Source organism: Enterobacillus tribolii, from assembly GCF_003363015.1.
In the GTDB taxonomy this organism is placed as follows: Bacteria; Pseudomonadota; Gammaproteobacteria; order Enterobacterales; family Enterobacteriaceae; genus Enterobacillus; species Enterobacillus tribolii.
Genome location: NZ_QRAP01000001.1, coordinates 171,162 through 187,635 on the forward strand (window position 1 = coordinate 171,162; position 16,474 = coordinate 187,635).

Here is a 16,474-nt window from a genome sequence, read left to right on the forward strand (position 1 = left end):
CCGCACAAGGCGGGCTTCTCAAAATTTGGCTCCTCTGACTGGACTCGAACCAGTGACATACGGATTAACAGTCCGCCGTTCTACCGACTGAACTACAGAGGAATCGTGTGAACGGGGCGCATATTAACGAGGGGGGAGAGGGTTGTCAAAGGCTGTTTTCAGAAAGATGAATTGGATGCCGAATAATTAGACAAAACAGGCAGGTAAGGTGGCGCAGTGAGCCATATTCCCCGGTGATGTTGCCCCGGAACGCAGCGGATCGCGGTTCCGGGGCCGGGCCGGTTCAATCAGCGGAATGGTGGCTCATTGAACGTACGCAGTTTCCGTGAATGCAGTTTGTCCCCCTCGGCGCGCAGCAGATCAATGGCGCAAATCCCTATTTGCAGATGTTCGGAAATTGCGCCTTCATAAAAGCGGTTCGCCTGACCAGGAAGCTTAATCTCACCGTGCAGCGGCTTGTCCGAAACACACAGCAGCGTGCCGTAGGGAACGCGGAAGCGATAGCCCTGAGCGGCAATCGTCGCGCTCTCCATATCAATCGCCACCGCGCGGCTGAGATTGAAACGCAGCGCAGAGGCGGAGTAACGCAGCTCCCAGTTGCGGTCGTCGGTGGTCACCACCGTACCGGTGCGCAGCCGCTGCTTCACCTCGACGCCAGGCATGCCACTGACCAGCTTGGTTGCGTCATACAAGGCGCGCTGCACCTCGGCAATGCTGGGGATCGGGATATCCGGCGGCAGTACCGCATCCAGAACGTGGTCGTCGCGCAGGTAGGCGTGAGCCAGCACGTAGTCGCCGATTTGCTGGCTTTCACGCAGGCCGCCGCAATGGCCGATCATCAGCCAGGCATCCGGGCGCAGCACCGCGAGGTGATCGCAGATGGTTTTGGCGTTGGAGGGACCGACGCCGATGTTAATCAGGGTGATACCGCGGCCCTCTTTGTCGATCAGGTGCCAGGCGGGCATTTGGTGCTTTTTCCAGGCCAGGTCGGAAATGGTTTCTTCCGGCGCTTCCGTTTCGGCGGTCACCCAGATGTCGCCGGCACAGGAAAGCGCCACGTACGGGCTGTCCGGATCAAGAATCTGCTGGCAGCCCCAGCGCACAAACTCATCCACATAGCGGGTGTAGTTGGTGAACAGCACAAAGGGCTGAAAATGCTCCACTGGCGTACCGGTGTAATGACGCAGGCGCGCCAGCGAAAAGTCCACGCGACGGGCATCAAAATGGGAGAGCGGCCAGGCTTCGGTTGGGTGGAACAGGCCATCGGCGGTTTCATCGCCGATTTGCGCCAGCTCGGTGGTCGGGAAGTGGCTCGTCAGCCCGGCGCTCATGGTGCGATCCAGGTTCAGCCCGTCAATCACATACGGATAGGGAATCTCATGCTGCGATGGGCCGACCTCAATCTGTACGCCATAGTCGTCGTGCAGCAGGGTAAGCTGCTCGTTCAGGTAGTCCCGGAACAGCGCGGGGCGCGTTACCGTCGTGGTATAGCAACCCGGATGGGTAAAGCGGGCATAAGCGCGGGTATTTTTCGGGCTGCGGGGCGTGCCGCCCCAGCTTACGCGCAATTCCGGGTACACGAATAACCCATCGCTGCGGGCGTCTACGTCCGGCAGCGTGCCGTTGAGCGTGTATTCCGCAATCGCCGCACGCAGGGCGGCAACCGCGTTTTCATAAAGTTCTTCCAGCTTATCCAGCGCCTGGGCAGGTGTCAGGCCACGATGCAGATCATTACTCATTGATTCTCCTTACCGGTTCTGGCTGGGTCAGAACCTTAGTATGTCATGAGGCATAAAGAACAGAAGAGGCATCTTTTTACAAATGATTCACTAAAGCAACGGGAAATTGCAGCTTTTGGTTTGATAGCAGGGAAATGGCTGCCGCTGTGGCAAATGGCGGTGAGGAACCAACGGGGATTACAGCGGGAAATACGGTTATCGGAAAGCAAAAAGCCCGAACAAGGCGGGCTTCTCAAAATTTGGCTCCTCTGACTGGACTCGAACCAGTGACATACGGATTAACAGTCCGCCGTTCTACCGACTGAACTACAGAGGAATCGTGTGGGGCGCATAATATCTGCCGTACCGTGGAGTGTCAACGCCTTTTCCGCCAGAAAAATGCGATTGCCTGTAATTCATACACCGCGGTGTACTATGCGCGCAAACCGGCACCATTAATGCGGCGGCAGGGGGGTAACGCGTGCCAGCGTATCCTGACGATAAAACTTCACCAGGTGCTGATACATCAGGGGAAAACGCTCCGCCAGCAGTTCAGGCGCGCTGAAAAAGTATTCGGAGAGCACGGCGAAACACTCAGCCGGATCGCTGGCGGCATAGGCATCGAGGCTGGTGCCTTCTTCACCGAGGACGTCGATCTCTTCCTGAATCGCCTCAATGACCGCATGCAGGTCGTGCTCCCACTGCGGAATATCGCGCAGGTTGATGAGCGGTACGCCGGTCGCAACGCCGGAGTAACGCATGTCCAGCTTATGGGCGGTTTCGTGGATCACCAGGTTGTAGCCGGAAAAGTCGAAGGAGTCGCGGATATCGAGCCAGTTAAGCACGATAGGCCCCTGCGCCAGGCTTTGCCCGGACTGCACCTCCGGCGATGAATGCACCAGTCCCATGTCGTCCTGCCAGGGCTCATCGTAGATGAAGGGCTCCGGGTAAATCAGCACCTCGTGGAAACCATCCAGCCACTCGATGCCCAGTTCCAGCACCGGCAGGGCGAACAGGCAGGCCAAACGGGCCTCCATCGCGGGCGTAAACTCCAGCCCCTGAACGGGCACGAACTGCTTTTGCTCCAGAATTCGGGCGGCAAGCGTTTTCAGACGTTCTGTTTCCTCCCCGGATAAGACCGACAGCAAAGGAATTGCCAGGGCCTCCTGCCAGGGATAATGGGTACTCGTCTCGTTTGTCGCCGAACTCCAGGGCCATTTAATCATCGGGTTGCTCATGAAATAGTCAGTTAAACGGTTCAGATCTTTTTTGACTACAAGATCGCGCATAACTGGCGCATTATATCACTCACGCCACGGAGAGATGCCGGAGTGGCTGAACGGACCGGTCTCGAAAACCGGAGTGGGGGCAACTCCACCGGGGGTTCAAATCCCCCTCTCTCCGCCATAATTCAAACACTTATCCTACCACTTGTCCGCGATGGATATCACGTTGAGAAAATGTGAGAAAATCCACTGGGAAAAAACGACGCATAGCGCCGCGTGCAACCGACAATAATATTAAAGCTTTCTATCCGGCGCAGGGCTGACTTTTACCTTCCTGTCATATACCAAAATCTGGCTTTCTGTTTTGTGTCCACTAAATAGCTGCTTGTCACGCCCACTGCCTTCGTTGTCAGAGATTCCTTTCGCCTTCAGATCGTGAAATGTACAGTCAAGAGGTCGATTGAGCTTATTGGCGGCGGTCAAAACGCCGTGGCCATGCGGTACTGGCCGATAAAGCGTATTCCGGGCATGAGTTACGCAACGAACTGAAAAACAAAGGTATAAAAGCAGTCATTCCCCGAAAATCAAACGACAAAACGGCGAGAAATTATCTGACGATGGTGAAACTGGGCTGCATCAGGCTCTTTTATCAACGGCTATACAATTAAAGGACACAGCCTAAAAATCGGAGGGACTACATTCAATATTTGCTTGCCCGAAAACAACTAGAGTTGTAAATTTACAACCATGAAAACGACCCTTGCAGAAAGATTAAAGTTCGCACGGAATCTGGCTGGTTTCTCACAAAAACAGCTGGGTGAACGTGTGGGCGTAACTCAGGCGGCTATTCAAAAAATCGAGGTGGGTAAAGCCAGTAATTCAACGCGGTTGATTGACATAGCGAAGTGCTTAAATGTAAGGCCGGAGTGGCTGTCCGACGGCGAGGAACCGATGCGTTCAGGCCTTGAATCCAATATTTCTCCACAAGGGAGGGGGGTAGAGACTTGGGATCGATCCACCCCGGTAGGCGATGATGAGGTCGAAATTCCCTATTACAAGAGTATCGAGCTTGCTGCCGGACACGGATGTATGAATAACGTTGATAACAACGGATACAAGCTAAGATTTTCTCGTTCAACGCTGCGTAAGTATGGGGCGGAGCCGGCAAACGTAATCAGCTTCGACGTGCATGGTGATAGCATGGCGCCAGTGATTCCCAACAGATCAACCGTTACGGTAGATATGGGGCATACGAGAGTTACTGACGGAGGTATTTACGCCATTGAACAAGACGACCTGTTCAGGATAAAGCTACTTTACCGTCTTCCCGGTCATCGTCTGAGTATTCGTAGCTACAACAGGGATGAGTATCCCGATGAAGAAGCTGATACGGCGACGGTGAAAATTATTGGCCGCGTGATTAACTGGTCAGTTATGGCCTGGTAATTCTATCGGCAAAATTTAGGTCGCTAAGCCCCGCTTGTTGTGGGGCTTTCTTTTTTCTGCCGCTCAGCCTATATGTGCTGTGCGGCAGAAGCGAATTCTTCTCCCGAGTGACAGAAACAGGTTCAAGCCAACCTCGCATGATAATTAGCCCGCAACACGATTAAATTCGCTTTAATTACAACCACATCGAACTTTTATCATTAAAATAACAACCTTGGTTGTTGATGAAAAAACAACTATAGTTTTATACTGTTGGCATCGAGAGGCAACGCTCACCGCTCTTTAACAATCAGACAGGAATGCCGAAAGGTGTCCACCAACTTTGTTGTCTTTAGAATGGAGTGATTGCGGTGATCAGATACGCGACCCCATCCCAAAGCCAACCAAGAGGAAAACATGAACGCGAAGAAGCTATGCAAGATGCGCAGGCTAGAACGCCGTCGCAAAGTGCGGGAGCAAGCCGTCGCAGGAAAGTCGCTTGAGAATAAAATTGCTCAAACCTTGTCAGGGATGAGCCGCACGACGTGTAAAGCTATCGATATGGCGGCGGTCGGGGTAAAAGAGGAGGTAGGGAGCGGGTCTTACTGCCTGCCTGGTGTTGCAATGTATCGCACCAAAAAAAGTAAGTCAGAAAACATTACGGCTCAGGTCTGACTGCATTACGAGGTTATGTCTCGGTGTATTAACTATAAGAATTTGATGAGGCTCGCAATATACCCGCGAGCCTTTTTTGTTTTAGTCCGCTCATCAAGTGCCAATCACTTACCAGAACTCATTGTCCCTGATGGCCAGGGTGGGCGGGCTATTCCTGTACACGGCACCCTTGAGGGGTGAAATACGAAAATGCCTATCAAAGAACCTGATTCATTCAGCATGATTGGCAGTGTGATCGTCGTAGCGATGACGCTGCTCGGCACGTTAGCCAACTACGCGTGGAGAATTCTAAACGGTGAAAGATTCCGTCTGTCGTTTTTTCTACTAAAAATTTGCATTTCTATTTTTGCCGGCGCGCTGGTGTTACTGGCGGCGAGTTACTCCAATTGGGAGGCGGAAATTGCCGGTGGTGTCGCGGGTCTGGCCGGTTGGTCCGGCGCCGAGGCGATTCGAATTATTGAAAAGCGGTTTTTAAGCCGCCTCAGGAGGGATAAATGTGATGAAAATCAGTGAAACCGGCTTATCCCTGATCAAACAAGCCGAAGGCTGCAAACTGATTGCTTATAGAAGAATGCGTTATCAGCTGTACGACGTAACCAACGGAGGCCTGTACCTAAACGATGAAAAAGCATATTGAGATCCGCCAGGCGGTAATGGACGCCATTAAGTCAGCGTCACCGGAGGCGACCCGCTTCTACGATGGTCGTCCGGAATTCTTGAGCACCCAGGATTTGCCGGCGATTGCGATATATTTGTCTGACGCTGAATGTACGGCGGAGGCTGGTACGATCGGTGAATATGGATGGCAAGCCGTATTGCATGCTGAGGTATTTCTGCAATCCGATTGTTCTGATACGGACCTGGATTGCTGGATTGAGCAATATCTCTCTCCGGCGGTCCGTGATTCGGTTGAGCTGAATACCTTAACGATCACTAATAATCCCCAGGGATACGACTATCTGCACGATGATGAGGCTACGACCTGGCGCTCGGCCGATCTCCGCAGTGTCATTACCTATCGCATGTAACGTTTTTTTCACCCCCATCATCCCGGCATCCGCCGGTTTTTTTATGTTAGGAGAAGTTATGGCCAGTAAATTTGAAAAAACTCAGGGTTCACAGATTTTTGTTTCTGATGGTCCGGCAACCGAAGCGAACCCGACAACCGTAAAGTGGTTCCCGACCTCGTGTTCCATTAAAGAAATTAGTTACACCAGCGGGCAGAAAACGGATATCGAAACGACCACGCTCTGCTCGGAAGAACAAGAGATGGAGGATGGACTGCCGGCGGCGGCCGAGCTCTCCCTGACCCGCAACTTTAGCGCCTACGACGATGGCCAGAAGTCGCTGAGCCAGGCTTATGAAGACGGTACGCTGCGCGCGGTTAAGGTGGTTTTCCCCAGCGGCGCTGGCTTCGCTTTCCTGGCCTCGGTCCGTCAGGATAACTGGTCTGCGGCCACCAACTCACTGGTTACCGGCACCTACAGTCTGCGGGTGAAAGGTAAGCCGGTCAAAATCATGCCGGGGGCCAAATGAAAAAGAGTGCAAACCTCAAAGCCATGATCATGGCGCCGCTGGCCGGCTTTCGGCATACCTCAGTAACGGTGCCGGAGTGGGGCGGCAAAACCTTCATTCTGCGCGAGCCGTCGGGTGCGACGTGGACACGGTTTAATGAGCTCGTCGCCAAACTGCGGCCAGCGGAATCCGGTGAAGACGAGCCGATGGAGCCGGATGCTCCGGAGCAGGATCGGCTATCTCGTCTGGCCGATGCGCTGATGCTGGTTGATGTCCTTTTGGATGAAAAGGGCGTGGCGATTTTCAGTGAGGAGGATGCTGAGACACTGGCGCCTCACATCGGTCCCGTTCACTCTCGCTTGCTGCGTCGCGCCATTGATCTGGCGCTAACGTTTGACGATGCGCAAAAAAAGTAGACTCCCCTCTCACATTCTTCCTGATGACGCTGGCCCTTCGGCTGGGTAAGACGCTCAACGAGTTAAATAAGACATTGACCGCCAGTGAGCTGCAAATGTGGCTTGCCTATGACCGCCGTTCCCCGCTGGGAGACTGGCGCGGTGATATGCATGCCGCGCAGATCACGGCGGCGGTGTTTAACGCACAGGGAGCGGAAGCCTCGGTGGATGAATTCATGCCGAAATTCGGTGAAACAGGCGATGAAGAACAGACGGCCGCCGTTGATGAGGGTGAGGGCCAATTTGAGGCGCTGTTTAACATGCTGGCGCAATAGGTGAGGAGCTATGGAATCTTTACGTGATTTGATTATTCAGATGTCAGCAGGGCTGCCATCGCTACAAAACGAAGTGGTCAAAGTGACCCAGCTAAGCAGCGATTATTATCAGGTCGTCCAGACCGGTAACGAGCAGGCCGCTGCCTCGACGTGGGAAAATCAGCGCGCGATGGCCGCCCTGTTGTCGCAGATGGTTTCAACCCATCAGGCCGTGCGGTCTCTGGATGGCGCTTTCAGCGCCGTATCAGTGGCCGACGAGCTGATCAAAATGGCCGATGGCTACAGCGCGTTGTCTGTCAGTCTGAGATTGGCAAGTGCAGATACTGATGATTTAACTTCGGCACAGCGTGGTCTGATGGTGGTTAGCCAGCGTATCCGACTGATTGAGAAGCAGAAAGAACAATTTCCTCCGCTAAATCAACGGACCAAACCCGCTGAAATAAAGTCTCAGGAGTCTGGCGATAAACCGGCAACAGACTGGCTGACCGGCGTGGAAGAGGGGATGCGTAAATGGATAGGCGATATATCGAATTATTCGTCACAGGCAGCCGCGGTGACGCAAAATGCCATGAAAGGGTTAGTCAAGAATATTGGTGATGCTCTGGCTGGTAACAAGGTCAGTTGGAAGGATTGGGCTGTCGATGTGCTTAAGTCGATCCAGAAAATTATGTTCAATGCGGCGTTGGTTAACGGGCTGAAGTCCTTGGGGGGATTTTTCTCAGGTAGTGAAATCGGCTGGGTTAAGGGGGTCGGTGAATGGATTGGCAAGCTGTTTGATAGCGGCGGTTATACCGGTGACGGCGGAAAATATGAACCGGCCGGTATCGTTCACCGCGGTGAGTTTGTCTTTGATAAAGAGTCCACAGCCCGTTTCGGGGCGGCAAATCTCTACCGTATGATGAAAGGCGATGTCTCCGGCGCCCTTGCCGACGCAGTAACGCCAATGCCGCTGACACAGCCGGCAGCAAACTACCGGGCCGTCAGCAACAGTATCTCCTCCATTCCTGTGAATACGGCACCACAGGTCATCGTCAACATCACCGGCGATGGTAATAACTCCGTACAGTCCGCACCCGGCTATGAGAATTTTGGCCGGAATATCGGTCAGTTCATTCAGCAGGAATACGCCAAACTGCGCGATCGCGACCTGCGGCCAGGTGGCGCGATTACCCGCGCGATTAGGGGGAGTTAATGATCGAAACTTTCACATGGTGTCCCCGCGTCAATACGTCGGGTGACGTGTCTTACCGGGTGCGTAAAACCCAATTCGGTGACGGCTATGCGCAGGTTTCCGGCGACGGCCCGAACCCGCGCAGTCGGCAGCAGGAAGTAGAGTTTACCGGCGGTGAAACGTTGGTAACGCCGATCGCTGCGTTTCTGGAGCGGCATCAGGGCTGGAAGTCGTTTGTATGGCAACCGCCGCTGGGCGCGCTCGGGCTTTATCGCTGCGAAACCTGGTCGTTAACTTCCCTGGGCGCCGGGAAGCATACGCTGCACGCGACATTTATCGAGGCATTCCATCCATGATAACCAATGACAGTCAGAAGCTGGAGCCGGGAAACCGCGTCGAGTTGATTGAGGTTGACGGTTCGGCGTTCGGCGCCGATATCCTGCGCTTTCACAGCCACACACTGCCCTATACCGAGGAGGAACTGAAAGCGGCTGGCGGTGATGAATCGAAACTACCGGCGAAGTCGATCTGGTGGCAGGGGCAGGAGTACGGCCCCTGGCCGGTGCAGATCTCCGACATAGAGATGTCCACAGATGGACAGGCAGCGGCGCCGAAACTGACGGTAGCCAACCAGAACGGGCTGATCTCCGCGCTGTGCATCCGCTTTGATGACATGGTGCAGGCACGGGTGATCATCCACCGGACGTTCGAACACTATCTCGATGCGCGTAACTTTCCCGGTGGGAACCTGACGGCAGATCCGGAACAGGAAAGTCAGCAATTGTGGTACATCGATCGCCGTTCAACCGAAACGGACACGGCGATAGAGTTCGAACTGTCCAGCCTCGTCGATCTGCGTGGCCGGGTGATCCCGACGCGCCAGATCCATTCGCAATGCACCTGGTGTTCCAGGGGGTGGTACCGGACCGGAAAGGGCTGCGACTACGCCGGCACGCGCTACTTTGACGAGGACGGAAACCCGGTAGACGACCCGTCGCTGGACGTCTGTGGAGGTCTGCTGTCCGACTGCAAAAAGCGCTTCGGGGAGGATAATCCGCTGCCGTTTGGCGGCTTCCCCGGCAGCGCGCTGATCCGGAGGTAACGATGCGCCAAAAACTGATTGAGGCTATCAAGGCTCACGCCGCCGCAGAGTATCCGCGCGAGAGTTGCGGGCTGCTGGTGCAAAAGGGGCGAGTGACCCGCTATGTTCCCTGCGGCAATCTCGCTACGGTGCCGGCGGAGCAGTTTCAGCTTGACCCGGCAGATTACAAAGCGGCGGCGGAACAGGGCATCATTGTTGGGATCGTCCATAGCCACCCCGACGCCACAACGCAGCCCAGCGAGCAGGACCGCGCGCAGTGCGACATGACCGAACTCCCTTGGCACATTGTAAGCTGGCCGGAGGGCGACTTCCGCACTATCCTGCCGCGCGGTGAGTTGCCGCTGCTGGGGCGGCCGTTTGTGTTAGGCGTTTATGACTGCTGGGGGCTGGTGATGTCGTATTTTCGGCAGGAACACGGCATCGAGTTGCACGACTACCGGGTGAATTATTGTTGGTGGGAGAAGGACTACCAGGAGAATTTCTATCGGGATTGCTGGTACGAGTGCGGGTTCCGTGAATTCAGCGGACCGCCGCAGCCCGGCGATCTGGTCATCATGCAGGTTCAGGCCGACAAATGGAATCATGCCGGCGTGCTGCTGGAGGGCAACATGCTGTTGCATCACCTCTATGGTCAACTGAGTGCCCGCGTACCGTATGGCGGATACTGGGCGGAGCGAACGATGAAAATTGTGAGGCATGAGGAGTTGTTATGTCTTTTATAGATGTTCCGTTGCGGCGAATGGTTTTCCACGGTCCGCTGATTGCTCGTTTTGGTCGGGAGTTTCACTACAGGGCGCACCACGTCCCAAAAATGATCTCGGCGGCAAAAAACCTGCTGGATGGCTTCGAGTCTTATCTGCTGGAAGCGCATCAGCGCGGGCTGACGTTTGCGGTATTTGTCGGCAATGAGCGTAAGCGCAATATTGCCGAGGCTGAATTGGAAATGACAAAAGGCTGCGAGGATATCCATCTGGTACCGGTCGTTATCGGCAGCAAGCGAGGCGGGCTATTCCAGACAATACTCGGCGTTGGCTTGATTGCCGCCGCTGCGTTTTTTAGTGGCGGTAGCTTGGTTGGTGCGTTTGGTGCTACAGGATTATGGGGAGGCGCGTTAGCAATGGCAGGTGCCTCTATCGCGCTAGGCGGCGTCATTCAGATGCTATCCCCTCAAACCTCTGGCTTACGAATGCGCCAGGACCCGGATAACAAACCCTCCTATGCCTTCGGCGGCCCGGTGAACTCCACCGCACAGGGGAACCCCGTGGCGATTGGTTACGGTCGGCGAGAAATCGGAGGCGCCATCATCAGCGCGGGAATTTACGCCGAAGACCAACAGTAACCGCCAACAGGTTTCTATCCGGCCGCCGTGAGCGGTCTTTTTTATGGGCGTAATATGGCAATGACGATAATCACAGGCAATAAGGGTGGCGGCGGTAGCAGCCACACCCCAACCGAGGCGCCGGACAGCGTTCAGTCGGTGGCCACGGCCAAAATTCTGATCGCGTTGGGTGAGGGCGAATGGGCGGGAAATCTGGACAATACGCGCGTTCTGTTCGATGGCACGCCCTACGGCAACGCCGACGGCACGATCAACTTTCCTGATGCGCGTTGGGAGTTTCGTCCCGGCACACAGGCGCAGGAATACATCCAGGGCATTCCCAGCGTTGAGAATGAAATCGCCGTTAATACCGAGCTGAAAAGCAGCGCGCCGTGGGTACGGGCGGTCGTCAACACGCAGTTGTCTGCGGTGCGCATTCGCTTCGGCTGGCCGGCGCTGCAACAACAGAAAAACAATGGCGATACGGTCGGGTATCGCATCGAGTACGCAATCGACGTAGCGACCGACGGCGGCGCCTATGTCGAAATGCTGAAAGCGGCGATCGATGACAAAACGACATCACTCTATGAGCGCAGCCACCGGGTGAACCTGCCAAAGGCATCCACGGGCTGGCAGATCCGGGTGCGACGTTTGACGGAGAATGCCAACAGCAACCGCATCGCCGACACCATGAATATTGAGGCGATCAGCGAAATCATCGATGCCAAACTGCGCTATCCGGGCACCGCGCTGCTCTACGCTGAGTTTAATGCCAAGCAGTTCCAGAGCATCCCGCAGATCTCCTGCATTCCCGATATGGCGATCATTCGCGTACCGGACAACTACGATCCGGTTCGGCGTACCTACACCGGAACCTGGACGGGCGGATTTAAATGGGCGCATAGCAATAACCCGGCCTGGGTTTTCTATGATCTGCTGCTGAGTGAGCGCTATGGACTCGGCGATCGCCTGGAGTCAGTGCAGATTGACGAGACGGAACTCTACCGGATTGCGCAATACTGCGATCAGTTGGTCCCCGATGGCAAGGGGGGCAGCGGCACTGAGCCACGTTTCCTCTGTGATGTGTATATCCAGTCACAGGAAGACGCCTGGACGGTGCTGACCGATCTGGCGGCCGTGTTCAGGGGGATGACGTACTGGGGTGGCGAGCAGATCGTTACGGTCTGCGATATGCCGGAAGACGTGCGCTACACGTTTACCCGCGCCAACGTGGTCAACGGCCAGTTTACCTACTCCTCATCCAGCGAGAAAACGCGCTACACCACGGCGGCGGTATCGTGGTCAGATCCCGGAAACCATTATTCTGATACGGTTGAAATGGTATCCGAGCAGCGTCTGGTGCGGCGCTACGGCATCAACCAGACGCAGATCGCCGCCATTGGCTGCACACGACAGAGCGAGGCCAACCGGCGCGGACGCTGGACACTGCTCAGCAACAGCAGCGACAACACGGTTTCGTTTTCTGTTGGGTTAGATGGTGCCATTCCTATGCCTGGACGCCTGATTGCCGTGGCGGATTACCGGCATGCAAACGCATCGATCGGAGGGCGGATCAGCGCCGTTGATGGGCGAAAAATTACGTTGGACCGTGAGCCTCGCGCGCAGGCCGGCGACCGCCTGCAGGTCAACCTGCCGAGCGGTACCACGCAGGCGCGGACGGTACAGGCGGTGAACGGTCACATGGTGACGGTAACAACGGCATACAGCGAAACACCGCAGGCGGAGGCCGTATGGGCGGTGGATGCGGATGATCTGATGCTGCAACTGTTCCGCGTGGTTTCCATTCGGGATAACGGGGATAACAGCTACGAGATCACCGCCGTCGCGCACGACCCGGACAAATACGCGCGGATTGATACCGGTGCCCGGCTGGAGGAGCGCCCGATCTCCATTATGCCGCCAACCATTCAGCCGGGGCCGAAGAACATCGGGATCGGCAGTTATTCCACCATCAGCCAGAATATAGCCATTACCATCATGCGCGTGAGCTGGGATGCGGTGGAAAGCGCGATCGCCTATGAAGCCGAGTGGCGCAAGGACAGCGGCAACTGGGTAAGCGTGCCGCGCACCTCGGCGCAGGGTTTCGAGGTTTCCGGCATCTATTCCGGCCGCTATCTGGTACGGGTGCGGGCGGTGAACGCCAGCGATATTGCGTCACTGTGGGCGACCTCTGTCGAAGTGGAATTGAAAGGAAAAGAGGGGAGGCCACCAGTCCCGGTCGGCTTTGCGGCGTCCAGTAATGTTGTGTTCGGCGTTCGTCTAACGTGGGGCTTCTCATCAGGGGCAGAGGATACGCTGAAAACGGTGGTCCAGTACAGTCACCAAAACGACGGTACCGGCGCAGTACTGCTGACGGATGTGCCCTATCCGCAGCGCGAGTACCTACAGCCCGGTATGGCGGCCGGCGTTGGCTATTTTTATCGAGCGTGCCTGGTAGACCGTACAGGGAATCAGAGCGACTGGACCGGATGGGTACGCGGTGCAGCCAGTAGTGATGCTAATGATGTTCTGAGCTATCTCACCGGAGAGATCACCCAGACGCAGTTGGGGCAGGAACTGCTGAAACCCATAGAGGACGCCAGTAAGCTGGAGGATATGTGGTCAGTAAAAGTCGCTAAAAACGCGAACGGTAAACAATATATGGCTGGCATCGGCGCCGGGGTGGAGAACACGCCGAGCGGAATGCAGACGCAGGTCCTGGTGGTGGCAAACCGCTTTGCGGTCCTGAACACCGTAGACGGGACCGGGACGGCGGTATCAACACCGTTCGCTATCGACAACGGTCAGGTGTTTATGAACTCCGCGTTCATTAAAGACGGGACGATCACCAATGCGAAAATTGGCGATTATATCCAGTCAACGAGCTACGGTGCCGGTGTCGGTTGGCGTATAAACAAAAACGGTACTGCTGATTTTCAGAATGCCACTGTAAGAGGAGGAATTACAGCAACCAGCGGGACATTGAATAATGTCACGATAAATGAAAGTTGCACCGTTAAACGCCTATATGCTGAATATATTTATGGCGATATATTCTCGTCATCTGTGGCAGGTAAATGGGCATGGGGCTCCGTTAATACATCACCAGGGGTTCGCTACAAAATATGTACGCTAAAAGGCGCGCCTTTTCAGCGGTCGCTGCTATTTCTTGGTGCGTCTGTATTTTATACTACATGGCGTCAAAATATGACGATTCGCTGGAATGATACGATCCTTTGGACGTATGACACTGGTAACTCTGGCGCGGAAAATATGACAGTTAATAATTTTATGTTGACAATTCCTGCATCTACGTATGAACAAACCGGAGCAGTAACTATAGAGTTCCCGAATCGCAATGATGGTGGAAGAATGAGATTCGAAGGCGTGTTATTCATTTATAGAGCCTCATCAGTAATCGGGTTTTAATTCCCTCATCTGTTAGAAATAATATCCTTAAAATTTATTGGAGAGAATAGAATGCCTTCTATTATTCTGAGCGGTACCCTTATTGGCCCCGTTGGAAATATTCGCGCAAATTGTACCATTATGTTGGTCGCAGTAGATACATCAGTATCCGTTATTGTACGTGCATATTCTGAAACGGTAACGGACGCCGCGGGAAAATATAAACTGACTGTAGAGCCTGGCGAGTACAGCGTTATCACCATTGAGCAGGGCGGCCCGCCGGAGCGTGTTGGTAAAATTAAGGTGCTGAGCGATTCAATTCCGGGAACCCTGAACGACTTTCTCAATCCGATGGGGGAAGAGGAGTTGACGCCGGCAGACATTTTAAAGCTTGAACAGCTTCGGAATGAGGCGCAAGCCGCATCGGCATCAGCAAAATCAGACGCAGCCTCTATCAAAGCAGTAAAGGATAATATGGCTGATAAAACCCTTAATTTATCTGACCTGACAGATAAGTCTGCAGCTATTCAGAACCTTGGCTTGAGTGAAAGAATCACCACGAAAAAAGTCGTTGTAAATGGAGCGCTGGATGTGTCAAAAAAAGAAAACGCTATTACACTAATAGCTCCTACCAAAGGAAGCGCTTATTATATACTTGGGAAAGATATCGATCCTGAAGCTGGAACTGAAACTAATGATTGGTATTTGGGTCGTGGTTCATCATTAAATAGCGACGTCACCCTACAATCATACACCCATAACACATATTTAATTTTGAGAGCTGATCGGGTAGATATAAATCGTGATATCTATTCTAGGGGTGTACCACTAATTAAAACAGGAGATTACGGAATAGGCGGATATTCTATAGGCTCTGATTGGGATAAGGCATTTACTGACAACAAAAACACATTTATCTGTAGCAGCATTAATTCTCCATCAGGTTCTGTTTTTATGGGATTGAATATTGCTCACTATCAGGATATTCCATATGGTTTCCAGATTGCTTCCCGTGGGAGTTTCGGGTTGTATTTTAGGACGAAAGAGGATGGGACTGTAGGGGCATGGCGTAAAGTTTGGGACGATAAGAACACAACGGTCGATTCAAACGGGTTTATTAAGAAAGCCAGCCCTATCGTGCGCCTAAGCAATGATCCGCACGCAATGAGTGATGACTATCTCGACGGTTTCACATTATCAACCGGCGTCGGCGCTGTTAATGATGAAGCCGCCGGGGTGGTAGCGAAACGCAAACGGAAAGGAGTTTACATTGTATCCGGTTCGCTTGGCCTGGCAGTTGAGGGCTGGACGTTTGAAGTGCCGCAGGACCAGAACGGAAACCGCCTCTGCTTCGTTGAGACGGAAACGGCGGAAGACGGGACGATCACTGTCACGGTGAGCAAGCGCAAGCTTGACCTGGATACCGCGATGGTTGTGGCCGGCGACCCGATGGACATTCCCGCCGGCCGCTGGGTGGATCTGCGCCTCGAAATGCCGCCGCAGCCTGAACCTGAGCCGATTCCGGAGCCGGTAGAGACATTACTTACTGGTGACGAGGATGGCACCACGGCACACGAAGGCGAACCCGAGCCGGTAGAAACACTGCCTGCAGGTGATGGTGATGCGGTACAGTCAGTGGAACAGGTAGAGCCGCAACCGGCGGGAAATGACGCGCCGCCGGCTGAGGAAGCCGAACCACAGGAGACGCAGAAATAGTCCGCGGATCGTTAGCGCGCTGTCAGGGTTTTACCATGACGTTTCTTTACAAAAGAAAAAACCAGCCATAACAGGCTGGTTTTCTTCGGGAATTTTTGTCGGCCCGAGAGGATTTGAACCTCCGACCCCTGACACCCCATGACAGTGCGCAATTCGTTAGTTTAGTTGTTTTGAGCGTCAGGCATGCAGCAAAAAATCATGAGAAAATGATATTCAACGATGGGCTAACTCTATGAGTTTTCAGTGTGTGAATATTAATCAATTTTCTCGCTATTTTAGTTAACTGTATGAAACAACAGATAATAAGACCGGTCTCGAAAACCGGAGTGGGGGCAACTCCACCGGGGGTTCAAATCCCCCTCTTTCCGCCATAATTCAAACACTTATCCTACCACTTGTCCGCGATGGATATCACGTTGAGAAAATGTGAGAAAATCCATTGGGAAAAAACGACGCATAGTGCTGCGTGC

17 protein-coding genes, 3 tRNA genes and 2 pseudogenes are annotated in these 16,474 nt (G+C 54.0%); 17 read left to right on the forward strand and 5 right to left on the reverse strand.

The features are described from left to right. Nucleotides 1-26: 26 nt before the first annotated feature. From C8D90_RS00725 to mtfA, 4 genes are all read right to left on the reverse strand, one after another. A tRNA-Asn gene (locus tag C8D90_RS00725) sits at nucleotides 27-102 on the reverse strand. 185 nt (nucleotides 103-287) lie between these two features. Continuing rightward, nucleotides 288-1,739 carry an AMP nucleosidase gene (locus C8D90_RS00730; protein WP_115456511.1) on the reverse strand — a complete coding sequence of 484 codons (1,452 nt, stop codon included), beginning with the start codon at nucleotides 1,737-1,739 and terminating at the stop codon, nucleotides 288-290. Nucleotides 1,740-1,979: 240 nt separating this feature from the next. Then, nucleotides 1,980-2,055: transfer RNA gene (locus C8D90_RS00740), tRNA-Asn, on the reverse strand. A 118-nt stretch (nucleotides 2,056-2,173) separates the two neighbouring features. Further along, nucleotides 2,174-2,944, reverse strand: a complete 771-nt coding sequence (gene mtfA, locus C8D90_RS00745; protein ID WP_115457212.1) for a DgsA anti-repressor MtfA — start codon at nucleotides 2,942-2,944, stop codon at nucleotides 2,174-2,176. 91 nt (nucleotides 2,945-3,035) lie between these two features. Here mtfA and C8D90_RS00750 point away from each other — a divergent pair. Further along, a tRNA-Ser gene (locus tag C8D90_RS00750) sits at nucleotides 3,036-3,125 on the forward strand. Between the two features lie 113 nt (nucleotides 3,126-3,238). Here C8D90_RS00750 and C8D90_RS22185 read toward each other — a convergent pair. After that, nucleotides 3,239-3,412 (reverse strand): annotated as a pseudogene (locus C8D90_RS22185) (tyrosine-type recombinase/integrase); the annotation flags it as partial. A 14-nt stretch (nucleotides 3,413-3,426) separates the two neighbouring features. Here C8D90_RS22185 and C8D90_RS00760 point away from each other — a divergent pair. The 16 genes and pseudogenes from C8D90_RS00760 to C8D90_RS00830 all read left to right on the forward strand — a co-directional run. Beyond that, nucleotides 3,427-3,612: pseudogene (locus C8D90_RS00760) on the forward strand (transposase); the annotation flags it as partial. A 79-nt stretch (nucleotides 3,613-3,691) separates the two neighbouring features. After that, nucleotides 3,692-4,390, forward strand: coding sequence for an XRE family transcriptional regulator (locus tag C8D90_RS00765; protein WP_115456513.1), 699 nt, complete (start codon nucleotides 3,692-3,694; stop codon nucleotides 4,388-4,390). Between the two features lie 396 nt (nucleotides 4,391-4,786). Next, nucleotides 4,787-5,044, forward strand: coding sequence for a transcriptional regulator (locus C8D90_RS00770; protein ID WP_115456514.1), 258 nt, complete (start codon nucleotides 4,787-4,789; stop codon nucleotides 5,042-5,044). Nucleotides 5,045-5,233: 189 nt separating this feature from the next. Beyond that, complete coding sequence (locus C8D90_RS00775; protein WP_162844336.1) at nucleotides 5,234-5,557, forward strand: phage holin family protein; 324 nt, start codon at nucleotides 5,234-5,236, stop codon at nucleotides 5,555-5,557. Next, nucleotides 5,544-5,681, forward strand: coding sequence for a hypothetical protein (locus C8D90_RS22070; protein WP_162844337.1), 138 nt, complete (start codon nucleotides 5,544-5,546; stop codon nucleotides 5,679-5,681). Before C8D90_RS00775 ends, C8D90_RS22070 begins: the two co-directional genes overlap by 14 nt. Beyond that, nucleotides 5,665-6,072, forward strand: a complete 408-nt coding sequence (gene gpU / locus C8D90_RS00780; protein WP_115456515.1) for a phage tail terminator protein — start codon at nucleotides 5,665-5,667, stop codon at nucleotides 6,070-6,072. Before C8D90_RS22070 ends, gpU begins: the two co-directional genes overlap by 17 nt. Before the next feature lie 58 nt (nucleotides 6,073-6,130). Beyond that, entirely contained in the window at nucleotides 6,131-6,580 is a 450-nt protein-coding gene (locus C8D90_RS00785) for a phage tail tube protein (RefSeq protein ID WP_115456516.1), read from the forward strand. Beyond that, complete coding sequence (locus C8D90_RS00790) at nucleotides 6,577-6,975, forward strand: phage tail assembly chaperone (RefSeq protein ID WP_115456517.1); 399 nt, start codon at nucleotides 6,577-6,579, stop codon at nucleotides 6,973-6,975. Before C8D90_RS00785 ends, C8D90_RS00790 begins: the two co-directional genes overlap by 4 nt. Nucleotides 6,976-6,998: 23 nt before the next feature. After that, on the forward strand, nucleotides 6,999-7,289 hold the full coding sequence (locus C8D90_RS00795; protein ID WP_115456518.1) for a phage tail assembly protein T: 291 nt from the start codon (nucleotides 6,999-7,001) through the stop codon (nucleotides 7,287-7,289). A gap of 10 nt (nucleotides 7,290-7,299) precedes the next feature. Beyond that, complete coding sequence (locus C8D90_RS00800) at nucleotides 7,300-8,481, forward strand: phage tail tape measure protein (RefSeq protein WP_115456519.1); 1,182 nt, start codon at nucleotides 7,300-7,302, stop codon at nucleotides 8,479-8,481. Next, nucleotides 8,481-8,816 (forward strand): phage tail protein, encoded by a 336-nt coding sequence (locus C8D90_RS00805; RefSeq protein WP_115456520.1) that lies wholly within the window; start codon nucleotides 8,481-8,483, stop codon nucleotides 8,814-8,816. Before C8D90_RS00800 ends, C8D90_RS00805 begins: the two co-directional genes overlap by 1 nt. Next, the gene (locus C8D90_RS00810; RefSeq protein ID WP_115456521.1) at nucleotides 8,813-9,562 is read left to right on the forward strand and encodes a phage minor tail protein L; all 750 of its coding nucleotides are present in this window, start codon (nucleotides 8,813-8,815) and stop codon (nucleotides 9,560-9,562) included. The genes C8D90_RS00805 and C8D90_RS00810 overlap by 4 nt, the downstream gene beginning before the upstream one ends. Before the next feature lie 2 nt (nucleotides 9,563-9,564). Beyond that, the gene (locus tag C8D90_RS00815) at nucleotides 9,565-10,284 is read left to right on the forward strand and encodes a C40 family peptidase (RefSeq protein ID WP_115456522.1); all 720 of its coding nucleotides are present in this window, start codon (nucleotides 9,565-9,567) and stop codon (nucleotides 10,282-10,284) included. After that, nucleotides 10,272-10,901 carry a tail assembly protein gene (locus C8D90_RS00820; protein WP_170143772.1) on the forward strand — a complete coding sequence of 210 codons (630 nt, stop codon included), beginning with the start codon at nucleotides 10,272-10,274 and terminating at the stop codon, nucleotides 10,899-10,901. Before C8D90_RS00815 ends, C8D90_RS00820 begins: the two co-directional genes overlap by 13 nt. A 54-nt stretch (nucleotides 10,902-10,955) precedes the next feature. Continuing rightward, nucleotides 10,956-14,309, forward strand: a complete 3,354-nt coding sequence (gene gpJ / locus C8D90_RS00825) for a TipJ family phage tail tip protein (protein WP_221810633.1) — start codon at nucleotides 10,956-10,958, stop codon at nucleotides 14,307-14,309. Nucleotides 14,310-14,360: 51 nt separating this feature from the next. Then, a complete protein-coding gene (locus C8D90_RS00830; protein WP_115456523.1) occupies nucleotides 14,361-16,004 on the forward strand; it encodes a phage tail fiber protein in 1,644 nt (547 codons plus the stop codon). The last annotated feature ends 470 nt before the right edge of the window (nucleotides 16,005-16,474 follow it).